At 68.1% G+C, this 18141-nt stretch carries 18 protein-coding genes; 14 read left to right on the top strand and 4 right to left on the bottom strand.

All coding sequences use genetic code 11. From position 1 onward, the window contains the following. Nucleotides 1-11 precede the first annotated feature (11 nt). The 4 genes from ABS642_RS18580 to ABS642_RS18595 are packed head-to-tail and all read left to right on the top strand — an operon-like array spanning nucleotide 12 to nucleotide 5054. Nucleotides 12-953 carry an ABC transporter permease gene (locus ABS642_RS18580; RefSeq protein WP_282216012.1) on the top strand — a complete coding sequence of 314 codons (942 nt, stop codon included), beginning with the start codon at nucleotides 12-14 and terminating at the stop codon, nucleotides 951-953. Nucleotides 954-988: 35 nt separating this feature from the next. Beyond that, complete coding sequence (locus tag ABS642_RS18585; protein ID WP_350351297.1) at nucleotides 989-2773, top strand: dipeptide/oligopeptide/nickel ABC transporter permease/ATP-binding protein; 1785 nt, start codon at nucleotides 989-991, stop codon at nucleotides 2771-2773. Beyond that, nucleotides 2770-3594, top strand: coding sequence for an ATP-binding cassette domain-containing protein (locus ABS642_RS18590; protein ID WP_350351298.1), 825 nt, complete (start codon nucleotides 2770-2772; stop codon nucleotides 3592-3594). Before ABS642_RS18585 ends, ABS642_RS18590 begins: the two co-directional genes overlap by 4 nt. Next, nucleotides 3591-5054 carry a family 43 glycosylhydrolase gene (locus tag ABS642_RS18595; protein ID WP_350351299.1) on the top strand — a complete coding sequence of 488 codons (1464 nt, stop codon included), beginning with the start codon at nucleotides 3591-3593 and terminating at the stop codon, nucleotides 5052-5054. Before ABS642_RS18590 ends, ABS642_RS18595 begins: the two co-directional genes overlap by 4 nt. Here the strand turns inward: ABS642_RS18595 and ABS642_RS18600 are convergent, their stop codons facing one another. Then, on the bottom strand, nucleotides 5055-5669 hold the full coding sequence (locus ABS642_RS18600) for a TetR/AcrR family transcriptional regulator (protein ID WP_350351300.1): 615 nt from the start codon (nucleotides 5667-5669) through the stop codon (nucleotides 5055-5057). It abuts the gene before it with no gap. A 101-nt stretch (nucleotides 5670-5770) separates the two neighbouring features. Here ABS642_RS18600 and ABS642_RS18605 point away from each other — a divergent pair, with 101 nt between their 5' ends. From ABS642_RS18605 to ABS642_RS18645, 9 genes are all read left to right on the top strand, one after another. After that, nucleotides 5771-7015: a family 1 glycosylhydrolase gene (locus tag ABS642_RS18605; RefSeq protein WP_350351301.1), complete on the top strand. Its 1245-nt coding sequence runs from the start codon at nucleotides 5771-5773 to the stop codon at nucleotides 7013-7015. A gap of 27 nt (nucleotides 7016-7042) precedes the next feature. Further along, nucleotides 7043-8416, top strand: a complete 1374-nt coding sequence (locus ABS642_RS18610) for an MFS transporter (RefSeq protein ID WP_350351302.1) — start codon at nucleotides 7043-7045, stop codon at nucleotides 8414-8416. 29 nt (nucleotides 8417-8445) lie between these two features. Further along, complete coding sequence (locus ABS642_RS18615) at nucleotides 8446-9273, top strand: SDR family oxidoreductase (protein WP_282216019.1); 828 nt, start codon at nucleotides 8446-8448, stop codon at nucleotides 9271-9273. A gap of 80 nt (nucleotides 9274-9353) precedes the next feature. Beyond that, complete coding sequence (uidA, locus tag ABS642_RS18620; protein WP_350351303.1) at nucleotides 9354-11147, top strand: beta-glucuronidase; 1794 nt, start codon at nucleotides 9354-9356, stop codon at nucleotides 11145-11147. 169 nt (nucleotides 11148-11316) lie between these two features. Beyond that, entirely contained in the window at nucleotides 11317-12354 is a 1038-nt protein-coding gene (locus ABS642_RS18625; RefSeq protein ID WP_350351304.1) for a LacI family DNA-binding transcriptional regulator, read from the top strand. A 172-nt stretch (nucleotides 12355-12526) separates the two neighbouring features. After that, on the top strand, nucleotides 12527-13966 hold the full coding sequence (locus ABS642_RS18630) for an MFS transporter (RefSeq protein WP_350351305.1): 1440 nt from the start codon (nucleotides 12527-12529) through the stop codon (nucleotides 13964-13966). Continuing rightward, a complete protein-coding gene (locus ABS642_RS18635; RefSeq protein WP_350351306.1) occupies nucleotides 13959-14930 on the top strand; it encodes a Gfo/Idh/MocA family oxidoreductase in 972 nt (323 codons plus the stop codon). The genes ABS642_RS18630 and ABS642_RS18635 overlap by 8 nt, the downstream gene beginning before the upstream one ends. Before the next feature lie 112 nt (nucleotides 14931-15042). Next, a complete protein-coding gene (locus ABS642_RS18640) occupies nucleotides 15043-15366 on the top strand; it encodes a hypothetical protein (protein ID WP_350351307.1) in 324 nt (107 codons plus the stop codon). A gap of 571 nt (nucleotides 15367-15937) precedes the next feature. Continuing rightward, on the top strand, nucleotides 15938-16132 hold the full coding sequence (locus tag ABS642_RS18645) for a hypothetical protein (protein WP_350351308.1): 195 nt from the start codon (nucleotides 15938-15940) through the stop codon (nucleotides 16130-16132). A gap of 128 nt (nucleotides 16133-16260) precedes the next feature. Here the strand turns inward: ABS642_RS18645 and ABS642_RS18650 are convergent, their stop codons facing one another. Genes ABS642_RS18650 through ABS642_RS18660 form a run of 3 tightly spaced genes read right to left on the bottom strand, consistent with a single transcriptional unit; the run spans nucleotide 16261 to nucleotide 17708 of the window. Further along, entirely contained in the window at nucleotides 16261-16566 is a 306-nt protein-coding gene (locus ABS642_RS18650) for an NIPSNAP family protein (protein ID WP_350351309.1), read from the bottom strand. A gap of 34 nt (nucleotides 16567-16600) precedes the next feature. Next, the gene (locus ABS642_RS18655; RefSeq protein WP_282216035.1) at nucleotides 16601-16933 is read right to left on the bottom strand and encodes an ATP-dependent DNA ligase; all 333 of its coding nucleotides are present in this window, start codon (nucleotides 16931-16933) and stop codon (nucleotides 16601-16603) included. A gap of 58 nt (nucleotides 16934-16991) precedes the next feature. After that, complete coding sequence (locus ABS642_RS18660) at nucleotides 16992-17708, bottom strand: TetR/AcrR family transcriptional regulator C-terminal domain-containing protein (protein WP_282216036.1); 717 nt, start codon at nucleotides 17706-17708, stop codon at nucleotides 16992-16994. A 103-nt stretch (nucleotides 17709-17811) separates the two neighbouring features. Here ABS642_RS18660 and ABS642_RS18665 point away from each other — a divergent pair, with 103 nt between their 5' ends. Further along, a complete protein-coding gene (locus ABS642_RS18665) occupies nucleotides 17812-18138 on the top strand; it encodes a hypothetical protein (RefSeq protein ID WP_282216037.1) in 327 nt (108 codons plus the stop codon). Nucleotides 18139-18141: the final 3 nt, after the last annotated feature.

An 18141-nucleotide genomic window follows, 5' to 3' on the forward strand; every position in this document is an offset into this window, starting at 1 on the left:
GGAGTCTCTTGATGCTCAGCTACATCCTCCGCAGGCTCGGCGCCGGCGTCGTGCTCGCGATACTGGTGACTCTCATCACCTTCCTTCTTCTCAGCACCTCGTTCAACGACGTCGCCCAGTCGATCCTCGGCACCTCGGCGACACCCGAGGTCGTCGCCGACCTGATCGCCGCCAAGGGCTGGGATCGCCCGGTGATCGTCCAGTACTTCGACTGGCTGTTCCATGCCGTGCAGGGCGACTTCGGCGTCTCGGTGTACACCTCGCTGCCGGTCGGTCCCTCCGTGCTCCAGCGCCTCGCCGTCACGCTGTCGATCATCGTGCCGGCCCTGCTGCTGACCGTCGTCCTCTCCGTCTTCCTCGGAGTCTGGGCGGCGTCGCGCGGGGGAGTCGTCGACCGCATCGCGCAGGGGATCTCCCTGATCGGCTACATCGTCCCCGGTCTCCTGCTGGCGATCGTCCTCGTGGTGGTCTTCGCCGTGCAGCTCAAGTGGCTGCCCGCGACCGGGTTCACGCCCTTCGCGGAGGACCCGGGCGCGTGGGTGCGCAGCATCACCATCCCGGTGATCGTGCTCACCATCGGCGGCGTCGCGAACATGGCGGCCCAGGTACGAGGGCGCATGATCGACGAGCTGCGCCGGGACTACATCCGCACCCTGCGCACGCGCGGATCGTCGACGACGTCGATCGTGATCAAGCACGCCCTGCGCAACGCCGCGAGTCCCGCACTCACCGTGATGTCGCTGGAGTTCATCCAGATGTTCGGCGGTGCGCTCATCATCGAGAACGTCTTCGCGCTGCCGGGCTACGGCAGCTTCGCCTTCAACGCGTCTCTGCAGGGCGACATCCCCGTGATCCTGGGCATCACCGCATTCGGCGTGCTGCTCGTCACCGTCGTCAACCTCCTCACCGACCTGGCCAACGGTTGGCTGAACCCGAAAGCGAGAGTCCATTGAGCGACGAACGCCCACTCCCGACGAACACCCGCACGGTGACGACGCCCAGCACCGAGCTGCTCGTCACCCTCGACAACGCGGCCAAGGCGCGGACGTCGACCTGGCGCCGCATCCTGCGCGATCCGCAGGCCGTCGTGACGCTCGGGCTCCTCGCCGTGATCTTCCTCCTCGGACTCCTCACACCGTGGCTGGCACCGCACGGCCCGAACGACGCCGAGCTCGCGATGATCAACGCGCCGGTCGGCACGCCCGGGTATCTGCTCGGCGCTGACGAGGCCGGGCGCGACATCCTGTCGCGCCTGCTCCACTCGATCAACACCGCAGCCATCTCGGCGCTGATCGGCGCCGGTGTCGCCCTGGCCGTCGGTGTCGTCGCCGGACTCATCGGCGGCTACTTCGGAACCGTGACACGAGCGACGACCGAGTGGCTGTTCAACCTCGTCATGACGTTCCCCGGCATCCTGCTGCTGATCATCCTGATGCCGGTGACCGGTGGCGACTACCGCTTCACGATGCTGATCTTCGGAGTCCTGCTGTCGCCGGGCATCTACCGGATCGTGCGCAACCTCGTGCTGGGAGTGAAGAACGAGCTGTACGTCGATGCCGCGCGAGTGTCGGGACTCGGCAACCTGCGCATCCTCGGCCGCCACGTGCTCTTCGTCATCCGAGGGCCGATCATCATCGCCGCCGCCTTCCTGGCCGGCTCCGCGATCGCCGTGCAGTCCGGTCTCGCCTTCCTCGGTGTCGGCTCTCTGCAGATCCCGAGCTTCGGCTCGATGATCTCGTCGGGATTCCGCAACCTCTACATCGCACCGACGCAGTTCCTGTGGCCGAGCCTTCTGCTCGGGATCATCACGGCGTCGCTCGTGCTGCTCGGCAACGCTCTGCGCGACATCCTCGAGGGCTCCATGCCGAAACCCGCCAAGGTCGGACGCGGCCAGCGTGTGCTCGACAGCGCCGGAGAGGCGACAGCCGCACGGACCGGGCTGCTCGAGATCAGCGATCTCGCGATCGCCTACCCGGGGCCGAGCGGCGGCCTCAACGAGGTCGTCCGCGGCGTCGACCTGTCGATCGCCCGCGGGCAGATCGTCGGTCTGGTCGGTGAATCCGGATCGGGGAAGTCGCAGACGGCGTTCGCCTCGCTCGGTGTGCTGCCCAACGAGGCGGTGATCACCCGCGGGTCGATCCGTTTCGACGGGCGCGAGCTCGTCGGGCTGACGGACGCCCAGATGCGTCCGCTGCGGGGAAAGCAGATCGCCTACATCCCGCAGGAGCCCATGTCGAACCTCGACCCGTCCTACAAGGTCGGCGCGCAGCTGATCGAGGGCGTGCGCTCGGCGCTCGGAGTGACCCGCGCAGAGGCGACGGCCCGCGTGCTCGCGCTCCTCGAGCGTGTCGGGATCGCCGATCCGCAGCGCACGTTCGACTCCTATCCGCATCAGATCTCCGGCGGGATGGCCCAGCGCGTGCTGATCGCAGGGGCCGTCGCGAGTCGGCCGAAGCTCCTGATCGCCGACGAACCCACGACGGCGCTGGATGTCACCGTACAGGCCGAGATCCTCGACCTGCTGCGCGACCTGCAGTCCGAGCTCGACATGGCGATCCTCCTGGTCACGCATAATTTCGGCGTCGTCGCCGACCTCTGCGACCGCATCGCCGTGATGCAGAACGGCGTGATCGTCGAAGCGGGCACGGCTGCCGAGGTGTTCTCGCACCCCACGCACGAGTACACGAAGATGCTGCTCGGCGCGATCCTCGACGAGAGTGCGGTCCGCACGGATCCGCCCGTCACGACCTCTGAGGAAGGGAACCGGCCATGAGTCTGCTCGAGGTCGATGAGCTTCGCGTCTCCTTCCCCGGTCGGGGATGGCGCGCGAAGCCGGTGGAAGTCCTGCACGGCGTCTCGTTGAGCGTGGCGCCGGGGGAGACCCTGGGGCTGGTCGGCGAATCCGGATCGGGGAAGACCACGATCGGACGAGCCGTGCTGGGTCTCGTGAATCCGTCAGGGGGCGACATCCGGTTCGACGGCACGTCGATCGCCGGCATCCACGCCCGTGAGCGTCGGAGGCTCGCCCGCGACATCCAGGTGGTGTTCCAGGATCCGTACACCTCGCTGAACCCCTCGATGACGATCGGCGACATCCTCGCCGAGCCGCTGGTCATCCAGGGCGCGACGGCGAAGGACGCCCGGGCGCGGGTGAAGACCCTGCTCGACCAGGTGGGGCTGCCATCGGATGCCGTCGAGCGGCTGCCCCGGGAGTTCTCGGGCGGTCAGCGTCAGCGGGTCGCGATCGCCCGGGCGCTCGCTCCCCAGCCTCGTCTGATCGTGTGCGACGAGCCGGTGTCGGCGCTGGACCTCTCGACGCAGGCCCGAGTGCTCGACCTGTTCGTCGAGATCCAGCGAGCGACGGGTGTCGCCTATCTCTTCGTCTCCCACGACCTCTCGGTCGTCCGTCACATCAGTCACCGCGTGGCCGTGCTGTATCGCGGAGACCTGGTCGAGACGGGCTCGGCCGAGCACGTCACCTCGACTCCGGATCACCCCTACACCCGGAAGCTGCTCCTCGCAGCGCCCGTCGCCGACCCCGCACGGCAGCGCGAACGCAGACAGGAGCGCCAACGAGTGGCGGCCGCATCATGACGCAGCATCCGATCATCCCCGGCTATCACCCCGACCCCTCGATCTGCCGCGTCGGCGAGGACTACTACCTCGCCCACTCGAGCTTCGAGTACTCGCCGGGAGTCCCGCTGTTCCACTCGCGCGACCTGATCTCGTGGACGCAGCTCGGCAACATCCTCGATCGACCGGAGCACCTCGACGTGCGCACAGGCGTCGCGGGCGCCAGCGGGGGGATCTACGCCCCGACCCTGCGCCACCACGACGGCCGGTTCTGGATGATCACGACGAACATCCACGAGGTGGCTCACGGACACATCCTCGTGCACGCCGACGCTCCCACGGGGCCGTGGAGCGAGCCCGTGCGCGTCGCAGGTCTCATCGGCATCGATCCCGACATCGCCTGGGATGATGAGGGCACCTGCTTCGTGACCTGGAGCGACGTGATGCGCGGCGGCATCTCGCAGGCGGTGATCGACCCGCTCACCGGCCAGGTGCTCTCCGAGCCGCGCTCGCTGTGGGCAGGAACCGGTGGCGCGCATGCGGAGGGGCCTCATCTGATCCGCCGTGGCGAGTGGTGGTACCTCCTCGTCGCGGAAGGCGGGACCGGACCGGGGCACATGGTGACGATCGCGCGGTCGCCGGACATCGACGGCCCGTTCGAGCCCGCGCCGAGCAACCCGATCCTCACCCACCGCAGCACGAGCGCAGCCGTGCAGTCGACCGGACACTCCGACCTCGTCGAGCTCGCGGACGGCTCGTGGGCTCTCGTCTTCCTCGCGACGCGTCCCCGGGGCACCTTTCCCCGGTGGCACACGAACGGCCGTGAGACCTTCCTCGCGGGCGTCGACTGGGTCGACGGCTGGCCGGTCATCGACGAGGCGCGCTACGACGTCCCACCCGCGACGTCCGCGTTCGTCGACGAGTTCGACGGCGAGGCGCTGCATCCGCGGTGGATCTCGCCCGGAGTCTCCCCGTCGTCCTTCGCTCACCCGGGCGCCGATGGTCTGCGCCTCGCGCGAGGACGCGACCCGCTCACCACGAGCGCCGAACGGCTGCTCGCGGTGCGGGCCGAGGATGAGCTCTGGTCGGCGCGCGTGCGGGCGACGGGCGATGTCGCGCTCTCCGTCCGCATCGACGACGCGCATCAGGTGCTGGTCGAGAGGATCGATGCCGAGGTGCGGGTGCGTGTCGTGATCGGCCCGCTCAGCGACGTCGTCGCACGTGCGGCGGCGCCGGCGGACGCGGTGCTCGAGATCAGGGCCACGGAGTTCGAGGCCGAGCGCGGCGCACGTCGCGGACCCGATCTGCTGCGGGCGGGCTACGCGTCTGCCGAGGGCTTCGTCGAACTGGCGAGCATCGACGGCCGCTACCTGTCGACCGAGGTGGCCGGCGGATTCACCGGACGGGTGATCGGTGTCGAGGCGCTCGGCGAGGGGGTCGTCGTCCGGCGGTTCGCATATGAGGGCGGTCTCCCGGCCTGATCACTCCCGCGGGCGAGGGCGCAGCTCGGGCACGAACGACGACATCAGCGATGTGACGCACCCGTCGACGTCGATCGCCGCGCGATCGAACAGCCACTGCGTGTGCAGCCCGTCGGTGGCGGCGATCGTGAGTGCCGCGAGATGCGTCGGCGAGAGATCCGTCGACAGGCGGCCCTCGTCGCCGAGGCGAGTGAACAGCCGTGTCATGAAGGAGCGGATGTGGCGGTAGCGCGTGGCGAAGTAGTCATGCGCCGGGTGGCCGGTCGCTGTGGCCTCTCCGGTGAGCACGGCGCTCAGCTCGACCAGGCCCACTCGCTGGTCCCTCTCGATCAGGGTGGTGGCCATGCCGCGGAGGACATCAAGGGGATCAGCGCCGGCGTCGAGGACCGCGTTGCGGGCGAGGTAGTCGGCGCTGCGCTCATCCTGCAACTCGAGCACCGCCATGAGGAGGTCTTCCTTGCGGGGGAAGTGATGCAGGAGCCCGGTGTGGCTGATGCCCGCCCGACGTGCGATCTCGGCCATCGACGCCCCATGGAATCCGGACTCGCCGAAGATCGTCAAGCACGCGTCGAGGATGCCGCGGCGCACGGCCGCGGTCTTGGCGTACTGGACCATCGAGGCCTCCTGCCATCAAAAATAGTGAGCGCTTACTAATTTATGCTACCGTGAGCATGGCAATCGGTTGTCACGATTGCTCCGATCGAGAGGATCCCTCAATGACGAACTTCCCCACCGGCTTCCTCTGGGGTGCCGCCACCGCCGGACACCAGATCGAAGGCAACAACGTCAACAGCGACTGGTGGGAGCGCGAGCTGACGATGCCCGGCATGGAGCTCTCCGGTGACGCCGTCGACAGCTACCACCGGTACCGCGAGGACATCGAGCTGCTGGCCGACGCCGGTCTGACGACCTACCGATTCAGTCTCGAGTGGTCGCGCATCGAGCCGGTGGAGGGGCATTTCTCGCGGGCCGAGCTCGCCCACTACCGTCGCGTGATCGAGTACTGCTTCTCCCGCGGAGTGGTGCCCTTCGTCACACTGCAGCACTTCACCACGCCCCGCTGGTTCGCGAACGACGGCGCGTGGACGTCGCCGGCGGCCAAGGACCGCTTCCTCCGCTTCGTGACCGAGGCCACGACGATCCTCGACGGCGTCGAATGGGTCGCGACCATGAACGAGCCGAACATGCAGGCGGCCATCATGACCGCGATGCGCCGGATGGCCGAGACGCAGGGCGGCCAGTGGCAGAGCCCGACCGTCGAGAGCGACGCCGAGCGCGAGGGCGGCGAGGAGAAGAGCCTCGAGAAGAAGCAGCACGGCGCCTTCCTGCAGGACGCCGACCCCGCGATCGGTCGCGCCTTCGTCGAGATCCACCACGCCGCCCGCGAGATCGTGCGTGCGCGCACGAACGCGAAGGTGGGCTGGACCATCGCCGCGGGCGCGCTCACGGCAGCGCCGGGCGGCGAGGAGAAGCTCCGGCAGATCCGCTACGGCAAGGAGGACGTCTACTGGGAGGGATCCCGGGGCGACGACTTCGTCGGAGTGCAGGCGTACTCCTCCCAGGAGGTCGATGCGGACGGCCTCGTCCCGCATCCGCCGCACCCCGACAACACGCTGGTCGGCACGGCATTCCGCCCCGACTCGCTGGCCATGGCCGTGCGCCACGCGTGGGAGGTCTCGGAGGGTGTCACCGTCATCGTGACCGAGAACGGCATCGCGACCGCTGACGACACCCAGCGGATCCGCTACACGGATGCCGCGCTGCGCGGACTCGTCGACACCGTCGACGAGGGCATCGACGTGCGCGGATACCTGCACTGGACGCTCCTCGACAACTTCGAGTGGGGGCACTGGGCCCCGACCTTCGGCCTCATCGCCGTGGACCGTGAGACGTTCGTGCGCACGCCGAAGCCGAGCCTCGGCTGGCTCGGCGAGGTCGCGAAGCGCAACGGTCTGAGCTGAGCGGCGCCGCACGCAGAGGCCGAGTTCATGACCGTCGACGTCGACGACCCCCGGGGCGAGAGCTCCGCGGGGGCTGCGGGGCGCGTTCCCGAGGGCAACCTCGCGCTCCCGCAGCCCCCGGCCACGGGCTCGGTACCCGCCCTGACGGCACCCGAGGCATCCGACGCCCGCACGGGTGACGTCCGGCTGCGTTCGATCGTGCTGCTCGTCGCCGCGACGTTCGGTGCGGGCATGGCGATGATCGTGCCGATGGCGTACTCGCTGGCCGTGCGGCTGGACCAACTGGCTCCCGATCGCACCGAGGCGCTGGGTCTGGTGCTCGCCGTCGGCTCGGCAGCGACGCTCGTGCTCGCTCCGCTCACCGGCATCCTCAGTGACCGGCTGCGAAGCCGCTGGGGGCGCCGGCGCCCCTTCACGGTGATCGGTCTGCTCATCGGCGCGGTGTCGGTGCCGATCATGGCGCTCGCTCCGAGTCTCGCCGTCCTCACGATCGGATGGACGCTCTCGACGGTCGGATGGGGAACGGCGGCCGCCTCGCTCGGCAACTGGCAGGCGGATCGCCTGCCGCCGCACCAACGCGGGCGCGTGTCCGGTCTCACGGGCGTGACGATGCAGGTCGCGCCCGTCGTCGGCATCATCCTCGTCGGATTCTTCCGTGATCAGGTTCTCGTGGTCTTCGCGCTCCCCGCGCTGATCGGCGTCGTGCTGGTGATCGCCTTCCTCGCCGTCGTGCGCGACCCCGACAGCCGGGGGATGGTGTTCGAGCGGCGACTCACCGTCGGCGGACTGCTGCGCAGCTACGGCTTCGACCCGCGAACGGCCCCGGACTTCGCCTGGAACTGGCTCGGCCGCTTCATCTTCTTCTCCGGCCTCACCCTCACCACCAGCTTCACGGTCTTCTTCGTCGCCCAGCGGCTGGAGCTGCGCGTGCCGGACGTCGCCGGCGTGCTCGCGATCGTCTCGGCGTCGAGCATCGTCACCGCCACCGTCGGCTCTCTCGGCGGCGGGTGGCTGAGCGACCGGGTGGGCAGGCGCAAGCCGTTCATCCTCACGGGTGCCTCCCTGTTCGCCGCCGGATGCGGCGTCTCGGCGTTCGCGCACGATCTGCCGACGCTCATGGTCGGCACCCTGCTGAACTCCCTCGGCATCGCCACCTTCTCGGCCGTCGCTCAGGCGCTGCTGCTCGACGTGCTGCCCGATCGCGAGCGGGAAGCGGGGAGGTACATGGCCATCGCCCTCTTCGCGCAGAAGATCCCTGGTGTCTTCGCGCCGGTCCTCGGCGGGGCGGTGCTGGCGATCGGCGCCGGCGCGGAGAACTTCACCGCGCTGTACCTCCTCGCGGCTGCGCTCGCTTTCGCCGGCGGCCTCCTCATCACTCTCTCGGTGCGCAGCGTCCGCTGAGCGCCCGGCCCTCTCGAAACGGAGCACTGATGTCCTTCCCCTTCCCCGACGTCTCGTCGAACCCGCTCGCCTCGCTGCTCGACCTGACCGGTCGCACCGCCCTCGTCACGGGAGGCGCGCAGGGCCTCGGCCGGGCCATCGCCGATCGACTCGCCGAAGCCGGAGCGAGCATCGTGATCGCCGACCTCGACGAGGGTCGCTCCGAAGCGGCGGCGGAGGAGATCGCCGCGCGCTTCGCGGTGCCGACGGTGGGCGTGCGCATGGATGTCACCGACGCCGGATCGGTGGCAGTGGCGACGGATTCCGCCGCCACTGCCGTCGGCGCCCCGGACATCTGGGTCAACAACGCCGGGATCTTCCCCAGCCAGTCCCTGATCGAGATGAGCGATGAGACCTGGGAGCAGGTCTTCGCGGTCAACACGCGCGGTGTGCGCAACGGCGCGCGCGAGGCGGCGCGTCGGATGCCGCAGGGCGGCGTCGTCGTCAACATCGTGTCGACCGCGGGGTTCCGCGGAACCGCTCCGGGCCTGTCGGCCTACGTGTCGTCGAAGCACGCCGTGCGGGGGCTCACGAAACAGCTCGCGCTGGAGCTCGCGCCACAGGGCATCCGCGTCCTCGGCGTCGCTCCCAGCTACGTGCCGACCGAGGGCAACATGGCGATGGCGGCCGCGGCCATGGAGCAGATGGCGGCGGCGGGTATCGATCTCTCCACGATGCCGTCCGCGATGTCGCACAGCCTGATCGGGCGCCAGGGCACGCCGGACGACATCGCGCGCGTCGTGCTGTTCTGCGCGAGCGATCTCTCGATGGTGATGACAGGGAGCACGCTCCTCGCGGACGCCGGGGAGACCATATGAATGGCAATCGGTTGCCATTTCCGTCGAACTCTGCTGTACTGAAGACCGAGAAACGCAAAGAAGCGCACGAAAGGCCCTTGATGCTCAAGCCCATCGCCACCGCGACCCGTGACCTCGTCAAGCTCGACGGCGTCTGGAAGTTCGCGATCGACTCCCGCCTCCCGGAGGAGCCGTGGTCGTCCGTTCTGGACACCCCGCTCGAAGCGGCCGTTCCCGCGAGCTACAACGATCTCTTCACCGATCCCGCGATCCGCGACCACGTCGGCTGGGTGTACTACCAGCGGTCGGTCCAGGTGCCGCGCGGCTGGACGGGGGAGCGCATCCTCCTGCGTTTCGACGCGGCGACCCATTCGGCCAAGGTCTACGTCGACGACCAGCTCGTCGGCGGGCATGTCGGCGGCTACACGCCGTTCGACATCGACGTCACGGATGCCGTGAGACCCGGGGCCGCGTTCCGCCTCACGGTGGCGGTGAGCCCTGATCTGACGAACATCACCATCCCGCCGGGCAAGATCGAGGTCGGCATGACGGGCGGCAAGACGCAGACGTACTTCCACGACTTCTACAACTACGCGGGACTCGCCCGCTCCGTGTCGCTCTACTCGCTCCCGCAGGTGCACGTCGACGACGTCACCGTGGTGACGACCTTCGACGGCTCCACCGGGTTCGTCGACTACCGCGTCGAGACCGTCGGCGGCGCCGACGTCCGCGTCCGTCTGGCGGATGCCGCCGGCACCGTCGTGGCGACGGCATCCGGGTCGGAGGGTCGCCTGCAGATCGACGACGTCGTGCTCTGGAAGCCCGGCGCCGCCCATCTCTACGAATTGACGGTCGACGCCGTCGACGGCGAGGACGTGCTCGACACCTACGCGCTCGCGGTCGGGGTGCGCACGGTCGAGGTGCGTGGCGAGGAGTTCCTCGTCAACGGCGAACCGTTCTACTTCACGGGCTTCGGCAAGCACGAGGACACGTTCGTCCGCGGCAAGGGGCACGACGACGCCTACATGGTGCACGACTTCCAGCTCATGGAATGGACCGGCGCCAACTCGTTCCGCACCTCGCACTACCCGTATGCCGAGGAAGTTCTCGACTTCGCCGATCGTCACGGCATCCTGGTCATCGACGAGACCGCCGCGGTCGGGCTCAACATGGGCGTCGTCGGCGGACTCAGTGGCACGCCTCCCTTCCCGACCTTCTCCGAGCAGTATGCGGGTGCTGAGACGCAGGCCGCGCACGCACAGCACCTGCGCGAGCTCATCGGGCGCGACAAGAACCACCCGTCCGTGGTGCTGTGGTGCATCGCGAACGAGCCCGCGTCGAACGAAGACGGGGCGCGCGAGTACTTCGAACCCCTCGTGAACCTGGTGCGTCAACTCGACCCGACGCGGCCGATCACGTACTCGATGGTCATGTTCGCGACCTTCAAGAACGATCAGATCATCGATCTGTTCGACGTCGTGAGCCTCAACCGCTACTACGGCTGGTACATCAACGCCGGCGATCTCGCGACGGCGGAGATGTATCTGCAGGGTGACATCCAGGGCTGGATCGATCGCACCGGCAAGCCGATCATGATGCTCGAGTACGGTGCCGACACCATGCCTGGTCTGCATTCGGTATGGGACCAGGTGTGGACCGAGGAGTACCAGACCGACCTGCTCGCGATGTACCACCGTGTCTTCGATCGCTTCCCGCAGTTCGTGGGCGAGCAGATCTGGAACTTCGCGGACTTCGCCACCACCAACGGACTGCACCGTGTCGGGGGCAACCGCAAGGGCATCTTCACGCGCGAGCGTCGACCGAAGGCCGCAGCGTTCGCGTTGCGGCAGCGCTGGCGCGGACTCGACGGACGCAAGCCCGGCGCCGACGCCTGACCGGCCGCCGTCGCGCACAGGAGCATCCGATGACCGTCGAGGAGGCGGAGGTGGGCGTCGCGGGCCGGCGCCGCCTCCTCGACGGTGCCGGCCGCGACGCGACCGGGTGTTTCCCCGCCGACCGCGTCGAATCGCGTCGCTCATGACACGCTGGGAGGCGGGAGGATCCATGGACGACGAACTGCCCGGCGAGATCGCGGAGCGCATCCGGCGACGCAACGGCGCCGCCACCATCTACGACATCGCCGAGCTCGCGGGCGTGAACCCGTCGACCGTCTCCCGGGCGCTGAGCAAGCCGGGGCGGATCAGCAAGAAGACCGAGGAGAAGATCCGCGCTGCGGCCGATCGACTGGACTTCCAGTTCAACCCGATGGCGCGGGCGCTGCCGACGGGGCGCAGCCACACCATCGGCCTGATGGTCGCGGACATCACGAACCCGGTGATCTTCGGGATCGTCCGCGGTGCGGAGCACACCGCCGCGGCTGCCGGCTACACGCTGGTGATCGCCGAGTCGCAGGAGTCGGGCGAGGCGGAGGCCGAAGCGGTCTCGCGGATCCTCCCGAGCGTCGACGGGCTGATCCTCGCGACGACCCGTCTCGGTGATGAGCGCATCACGCGATTGGCCGACCGCAAACCCGTCATCCTCATCAACCGACAGGTCGACGGCGTCGTCGGTGTCCTTCCGGAGGTGGAGCAGGGAGTCTCGGACCTCGTCGCGCATCTCGCAGACCTGGGGCATACGTCGATCGCGTACCTCTCCGGGCCGGAGACGTCGTGGATCAGCCGCCGACGGTGGGAGACGCTGCTCGACGCCGCAGAGGGGCGAGGCATCGCCGTGGTCGAGATCGGACCCCTCAGCCCGACCATCGACGGCGGAAGCGAGGCGCTGCGGCGAGTGCAGGCGTCGCGGGCCACCGCTGCGATCGCCTTCAACGATCTGATGGCGATCGGTCTGATCCAGGCTGCGTCTTCGGCGGGGATGCGCATCCCCGCCGATCTGAGCATCGCGGGGTTCGACGACATCTTCGGCAGCGAGCTCATCGTGCCTGCGCTGACGACCGTGCGTGCACAGCTCCAGCTGGCGGGAGAACGCGCGGTGGGAAAGGTGCTCGAAGCGCTGGGCGACGCCACCGAACCGGTGAGCGACGAGCCTCTCGCGACGACGCTCGTCGTGCGGGGGAGCACAGGTCCGGTCCCGCGGCTCTGAGGGCCGTCGCACCCGGGGGGCAGCCGCTGTATTCTGCGTCTGGCAATCGGTTGCCTTTTTCTTTGCGATCTGTTTTGATGGAACTGTCTCCGCAGCGAGACGGTCTGGAGTCTTCGATGTCGAATGCACTGCGTACCCCCTCCATCCACCGGAGCGACGCGAGATCACGCGCATGAGCGAGCCGATCACGCAGGAGGCCGGCGAGGACGCGCGCTGGACCTCGACCGTGGCCGTGCATTACGACGCGAAGAAGCCGCTCTCGCGCTACATCCGCTGGTACCTGCTCCTGTCGCTCGCCGTGTCGGCCGTCTGGGCGGCGACGAACGGCATCCTCATGCCGAATCAGATCCAGCTGCTGGAGTTCGGCTCGTTCTTCCACGGAGCCGACGCCGGCGTCGACCTGCAGGCGCTGACCGAGCTCGGGCGAGCCGTCGCCTCCGGCGAGGTCACCCCTGACGCCGACCAGACCAGACAGCTCGCCCTGCTCTCCGACTTCGAAGCGGCGCGGGCGAACGGGCTCGCCCTCGTCACGACGACCAGCGCCATCATCGTGATGGTCCTCCAGCCGGTGATCGGCGTGCTCTCCGACCGCACGCGCTCCCGCCTCGGGCGCCGTGCGCCCTGGATCCTCTACGCCGGGCTGATCGGAGCCGTCCTGCTCGTGGCGGTGCGCTATGCGCCCTCGCTCGTGGTCCTCGTCGTGCTCTGGTCGGCGACCGAACTGGCGCTGAACGTCGCAGGTAATCCACTGCAGGCGACGGTGGCGGACCGGGTGCCGAGAGATCGCCGGGGCCGCGTGACGTCGTGGACCAGCATGGGTGCGATCATCGGCGGCATCATCGGCGGCATCGGCGCGGGCGCCCTGTTCGGGCTCGTCGGGCTGGACTTCTATCTGATCCTCGGCCTTCTGGTCGCCATCGCGACGATCCTGTTCGTCACGCGCAACCGCGACGAGTCCTCGGTCGAGGTCGAGCGGGAGCCGTTCGCCTGGAAGCCGTTCCTGCTGGGTTACGCGAGCGCCCTCAAGGCCCGCAACTACCGGTGGCTGTGGATCTCGCGCGCACTCTTCTTCTTCGGGTACAGCACCTCGACCGTGCTCAACCTCTACATGCTGCAGAGCTACGTCCGCCCCGCGCTCAGCGCGGCGGAGGCTTCGGCGATGGTGCCCATTCTGGGGCTCGCGGGAATCCCGTTCACGCTCATCGCCGTCGCGATCTCGGGCCGGCTCTCCGACCGCCTCGGGCGCCGCAAGCCGTTCATCATCGTCGCTTCCGTCCTCATGGCGGTGTCCATGGCGATTCCGTTGATCTCGCCGACGCTGCCTGCCCTGTTCGCTCAGGTCGTCCTCACCGGCCTCGCCTTCGGCATATACCTGCCGGTCGACAACGCGATGTTCATCGACGTGCTCCCCGACCCTGCGCGTGCCGGACGGGATCTCGGACTCGCCATCGTCGCGATGAACCTCGGCCAGGCGCTGGCGCCCGCGCTGGCTGCCGTCGTCGTCTCGGTGACGGGCGGCTACCAGGCGGTCTGGGGTGCAGCGCTCGTGCTCGTGGCGCTCGCGACGCTCACGGTGGCGCCGATCAGAGAGCGGAAGCCGGCTCGTGCCTAGGTGGGGAATCGTCGGCACCGGCGACATCTCCGACCGGCTCGTCGCCGACCTGCTCGCCGTCGACGGTGAGATCACGGCTGTGTGGGGTCGAACCGCCGACCGGGCGTCGGACTTCGCCTCACGCCACGGCATCCCCTCGGCGACCGCCGACCGCGCGGAGCTGTTCTCCCGCGACGATGTCGACGTCGTCTACATCGCGACCCCGGCGCACACCCACACCGAGATCACGCTCGAGGCGCTCGACGCAGGCAAGCACGTCCTGGTCGAGAAGCCGATCGCGACATCGGCCTCCGACGCCGAGCTGCTGTTCGCGCGTGCGGCCGAAGCGGATCGCTTCCTCATGGAGGCGATGTGGATGCGGTTCAACCCCCTGCACGTCGAACTGATCGACCGCATCGCCGGGGGAGAGCTCGGGGCGATCCGGAGCGTGCGGGCGAGCTTCGGCACACCGTTCTTTCCTCGTCCGGGAAAGTCGCGGCCGGAAGACGGCGGCAGCATCCTGCGCGACAGAGGCATCTACCCCGTCACGCTGGCGCACTGGTTCCTCGGGACGCCAGAGGGTGTTCACGCACGTGGTGTCGTCTCGGATGCCGTCGATCTCAGCGGACACGCGACGCTCGAACACTCCGGCGGGCCGTTCGCGCAGCTTGCCTGGTCGGGCGTCGAGTTCCTCGATCTCTCGGCTGCGATCAGCGGTGAGCGCGGATGGATCACGCTCGATCCGATGTTCTGGGCGGGCAGCGATGCGCATGTCCATGCCGGCTCGGCCGAGCGCATCTTCCGCGCGCCGGAGCAGGTGCGGCATCCACGGGTGGGCAACGGCTACGGCCCGATGCTCGAGGCGGTGAGCGCGGCCATCGAATCCGGTCAGCGTGAGCATCCCTGGCATGACGCGAAGACCACCATCGCCGTCACGCGCACTCTCGACCGTATCCTCGCCGAGATCTCGCCCGCCTCGCGCTGATCGCCACTCTGAGCCCACCCGCGGGCGTGCCAGGACATGGCATCCTGAATTGACACCGAAAGGCACCGCCATGGACCCGATGTTCCCGAGCCAGGGCACTGCGCCGGCTCCCATGCTGCAGGACGTGCGCGGCTCAGCCAAGCGTGCCATCAACCACTTCCGCGTGATGGTCGGCGAGCTCGCCCAGAACGACGCCTCCGGTCGGCGCCAGATGCAGTTGATCGGCGCCGCGGACGCCCAGTCGCTGCGCGCACCGCTCTCCTACGACGCGTTCGAGGTGGAGATCGACGACGTCTTCACGGAGAGTGGCACCTTGCGGGTGCAGAGGATGATCACCGAGGTTGTCGCTCGTTTCGGTCTTCACCTCGACGCTTCCTCCTGGTCCAGCCTGGAAGGCGGCGAGGAGATGGTGGTGGCGGTCAGGCGCGGCGCCTAGGGCACGAACACCGATCGATTCCGCGAGAGGAAGTCGCGCTACCGCGTCTGAGTCTTCTCTCTGCGGCGGTGCGAGTAGTCAGTCGTGAGCGTCCAGCCGGTGAACGCAAGCAGCGGGATCACGGACAAGAGGCCCATCCACTCAAGAGATCCTCCGTTGCCGATGTAGACGACGTTCAGAACGACGCAGAATGCGATTGCGGCAACGAGCACGCTCAGTCGAACAGGTGAGAACAACACTCGCAGCCTGCGCTGGAATGACTTGCTGTAGGGCGTGGAAGTCGTCATCTGCATGCGTAAGTCCCGTAGCGTGGCACGCCAATGATGGTACCCGCCAGGGGCACGAGTGTCAGGAACTGCTCGAGGCATCGCTTCGGGGCGGAGTTCTTCCGAGCTCGAAGAGGCCTTCGTCGAGCTCCGCGATCAACTTCTCGCATCGGGTGTCGGATGCGGTGTCGGCGCCGCGGTCATCGCGATGATCGTGGGTATCATCGTTGCCGACGGCGTCTGTGCCAACAATCGTGAGATGCGCATATTCCCCTGGCGGGGCCGAGGGGATTCAGCTGCCAATGATGACGAAGAAGCGGATCAGCCCCGCAGCGTTCGCGACGATCATCGTGGCGCCGATCGTGGTCCTCGAGATCATCCTGCTGGCGACGGGCGTCTGGACCATGTCGGGATCGATGATCTTCGTTCTCGTGATCAACGTCATCTTTTGGTGCATGAACTATTTCATCTGGCGTCAAGCAGGTCGCGCTCGGACGTGACGCCGAGATGATCACGCTGGCAGTCTCTGTGGACGATGAACGCGGCGGGTTCATGGCCGTGGGGCTAGAGAAGAGCCAGGCGTCTTGATCGGAGCGCAACTCCCGCCAGGCGTCGACCGTCAGCAGGCTCAGTCGAAGACGGGGCTGAGGAAGCGGCGCTCGTAGCGGCGGATGCACTGCGTCCTGCGCGCGAATTCGAACGCCTCCACGCACTCGGGGTCGGTCTTCGAGGCGTTCCGGTAGACCTCGTACTCGGCGAGCGAAGGGAACGTGAACAGCGCGAAGGCCTCGTCGCTGTCGCCTTCGCTCGGCAGGAAGTAGCCGTGGTGGGTACCGCCGTGCTTCCCCACCAGTCGGATCCACGCTCGTCCATACTCGGTGAAGTCCTCGAGCTTGTCGGGATCGATCTCATAGCGCAGGTGAACGGTGATCATCCGATCATCCTCTCAGAGCGCTGAAGCCTCCCGCTCAGGTCGGGACGTCGACGCGGCCTGCCGCGCTCTGCTCTGCAGGCTCGGGCACCAGGTACAGGCCGCTCGGCGCATTCGCGGTGAAGGCGAGAGCCTCGATCCACTCCCGGTTGATCGCCGGCTGGCGGCTGCCGCTGTACTTGAAGACGAGAGAACTCCGCGCGTGCACCCAGACGGTCGTGCGCCCGCCGCCGACGCTCAGGTCCTCGCGCCAGGTGAAGTTGAACGGCTCCGCTCGTCGGAGCTTGGCGGTCATGACCAGCTGAAGGTGGGTCAGTGCGCGGTCCTCGATCTCGGTCTTGACGCTGCCCTCGTAGATGAATCGCCCCATCGTGCGTATCGGCTCCTGCTTCGTAGGCTTACACCGTAAGTGTGATGACAGTGTAAGCCTACTGCGAGAGTTCCCCGCTGAGACGATCGAGCAGGCTCTCGAGCGAGGCCTCGAACTCCTCGTCGCTGCGGTCCTCGCTCAGCAGGGGTCGCAGCCGCACGATCTGTGCGTCATCGTCCACGTCCTCCTGCCCGTCGCCCTCCGGGACGTCGGCGCCGCCCTCGTCGAGCGGCTCATCGAGCGGACTGATCTCGGCGCCCCGCACAGCGGCCTCGAGCAGCAGCTGACCGAGGAGGAAGCTGCTGAAGGACCGATAGGTGTCGACGGCCTGCTGGTCGGAGAACCCCTGGTCGATCAGCGTGCTCAGGAACAGCTCGACCACCTCGACGCTGCGCAGCGGTGGCCGCAGCCACGGTGCCGCCGGGTGGCGCGTGGCGATGAGGGGGAACGCCCTCGGATGGTCGATCGCGATCTGCCGCACCCGATGTGCCACCGTCTGCAGGAAGCCCTGCCAGTGGTCGTTCAGCTCGTCATCGAGGCTAGCCGTGAGGTCGTCCATCAACAGGGCGACGACGCCCTCCAGCAGATCCTCTCGGCCGTGCACGTATCGGTACAGGGACATCGCCTCGACGCCCAGCTCCTGCGCCAGTGAGCGCATCGACAGGATCGACGCCCCGTCGCGGTCGATCTGCGCGAGAGCCGTCGTGACGATCAGATCCCGGTTGAGCCGCCCGGCCGACGATCGCCGCTTCGTGTCCTGTGAACGTTCCGGCATGCGCCAACGCTACTCGCCTGAGCGCTCCTGGCGCTGTCTACCAGCAGTTCCGCGCCCCGGCAAGGGGCGCGGGATTCGGCCGTCGATGCCGTAGAACAGCCTCATGCAGTTGATCATGTACGGCGGCGAAGAGTTCCTCACAGGCGACGAGATCGCCGATGCCCTGCTGGCCTACGGCCGCGCGCTGGGCGACGAAGAACGTGCGGAGATCATCGAGATCCCGGTTCGCGAGGACGACGGATCCGTCGTCTCGGCGAAGTTCCTGATCGGCCCAGCGAGTCAGATCGTGTCGAAGACCGTCCACGATCGGGGGCCGGAACTGCAGGACGACGCGCTGGTGGGTCGTCTGAAGGATCTCACGCGGGGCGTGGAGTCTCCGACGGGCCCGCTGCTGGAGATCTCCGGCGAGAACGCGTACGACGCCGACTGACTG

This window comes from Microbacterium sp. A8/3-1 (assembly GCF_040267695.1).
Lineage (GTDB): Bacteria > Actinomycetota > Actinomycetes > Actinomycetales > Microbacteriaceae > Microbacterium > Microbacterium luteolum.

Coding starts and splice junctions, on each gene's coding strand:
- ABS642_RS18580 (WP_282216012.1), top strand. CDS start 12: ATGCTCAGCTACATCCTCCGCAGGCTCGGCGCCGGCGTCGTGCTCGCG.
- ABS642_RS18590 (WP_350351298.1), top strand. CDS start 2,770: ATGAGTCTGCTCGAGGTCGATGAGCTTCGCGTCTCCTTCCCCGGTCGG.
- ABS642_RS18595 (WP_350351299.1), top strand. CDS start 3,591: ATGACGCAGCATCCGATCATCCCCGGCTATCACCCCGACCCCTCGATC.
- ABS642_RS18600 (WP_350351300.1), bottom strand. CDS start 5,669: ATGGTCCAGTACGCCAAGACCGCGGCCGTGCGCCGCGGCATCCTCGAC.
- ABS642_RS18605 (WP_350351301.1), top strand. CDS start 5,771: ATGACGAACTTCCCCACCGGCTTCCTCTGGGGTGCCGCCACCGCCGGA.
- ABS642_RS18610 (WP_350351302.1), top strand. CDS start 7,043: ATGACCGTCGACGTCGACGACCCCCGGGGCGAGAGCTCCGCGGGGGCT.
- ABS642_RS18615 (WP_282216019.1), top strand. CDS start 8,446: ATGTCCTTCCCCTTCCCCGACGTCTCGTCGAACCCGCTCGCCTCGCTG.
- uidA (WP_350351303.1), top strand. CDS start 9,354: ATGCTCAAGCCCATCGCCACCGCGACCCGTGACCTCGTCAAGCTCGAC.
- ABS642_RS18625 (WP_350351304.1), top strand. CDS start 11,317: ATGGACGACGAACTGCCCGGCGAGATCGCGGAGCGCATCCGGCGACGC.
- ABS642_RS18630 (WP_350351305.1), top strand. CDS start 12,527: ATGAGCGAGCCGATCACGCAGGAGGCCGGCGAGGACGCGCGCTGGACC.
- ABS642_RS18640 (WP_350351307.1), top strand. CDS start 15,043: ATGCTGCAGGACGTGCGCGGCTCAGCCAAGCGTGCCATCAACCACTTC.
- ABS642_RS18645 (WP_350351308.1), top strand. CDS start 15,938: ATGACGAAGAAGCGGATCAGCCCCGCAGCGTTCGCGACGATCATCGTG.
- ABS642_RS18650 (WP_350351309.1), bottom strand. CDS start 16,566: ATGATCACCGTTCACCTGCGCTATGAGATCGATCCCGACAAGCTCGAG.
- ABS642_RS18655 (WP_282216035.1), bottom strand. CDS start 16,933: ATGGGGCGATTCATCTACGAGGGCAGCGTCAAGACCGAGATCGAGGAC.
- ABS642_RS18660 (WP_282216036.1), bottom strand. CDS start 17,708: ATGCCGGAACGTTCACAGGACACGAAGCGGCGATCGTCGGCCGGGCGG.
- ABS642_RS18665 (WP_282216037.1), top strand. CDS start 17,812: ATGCAGTTGATCATGTACGGCGGCGAAGAGTTCCTCACAGGCGACGAG.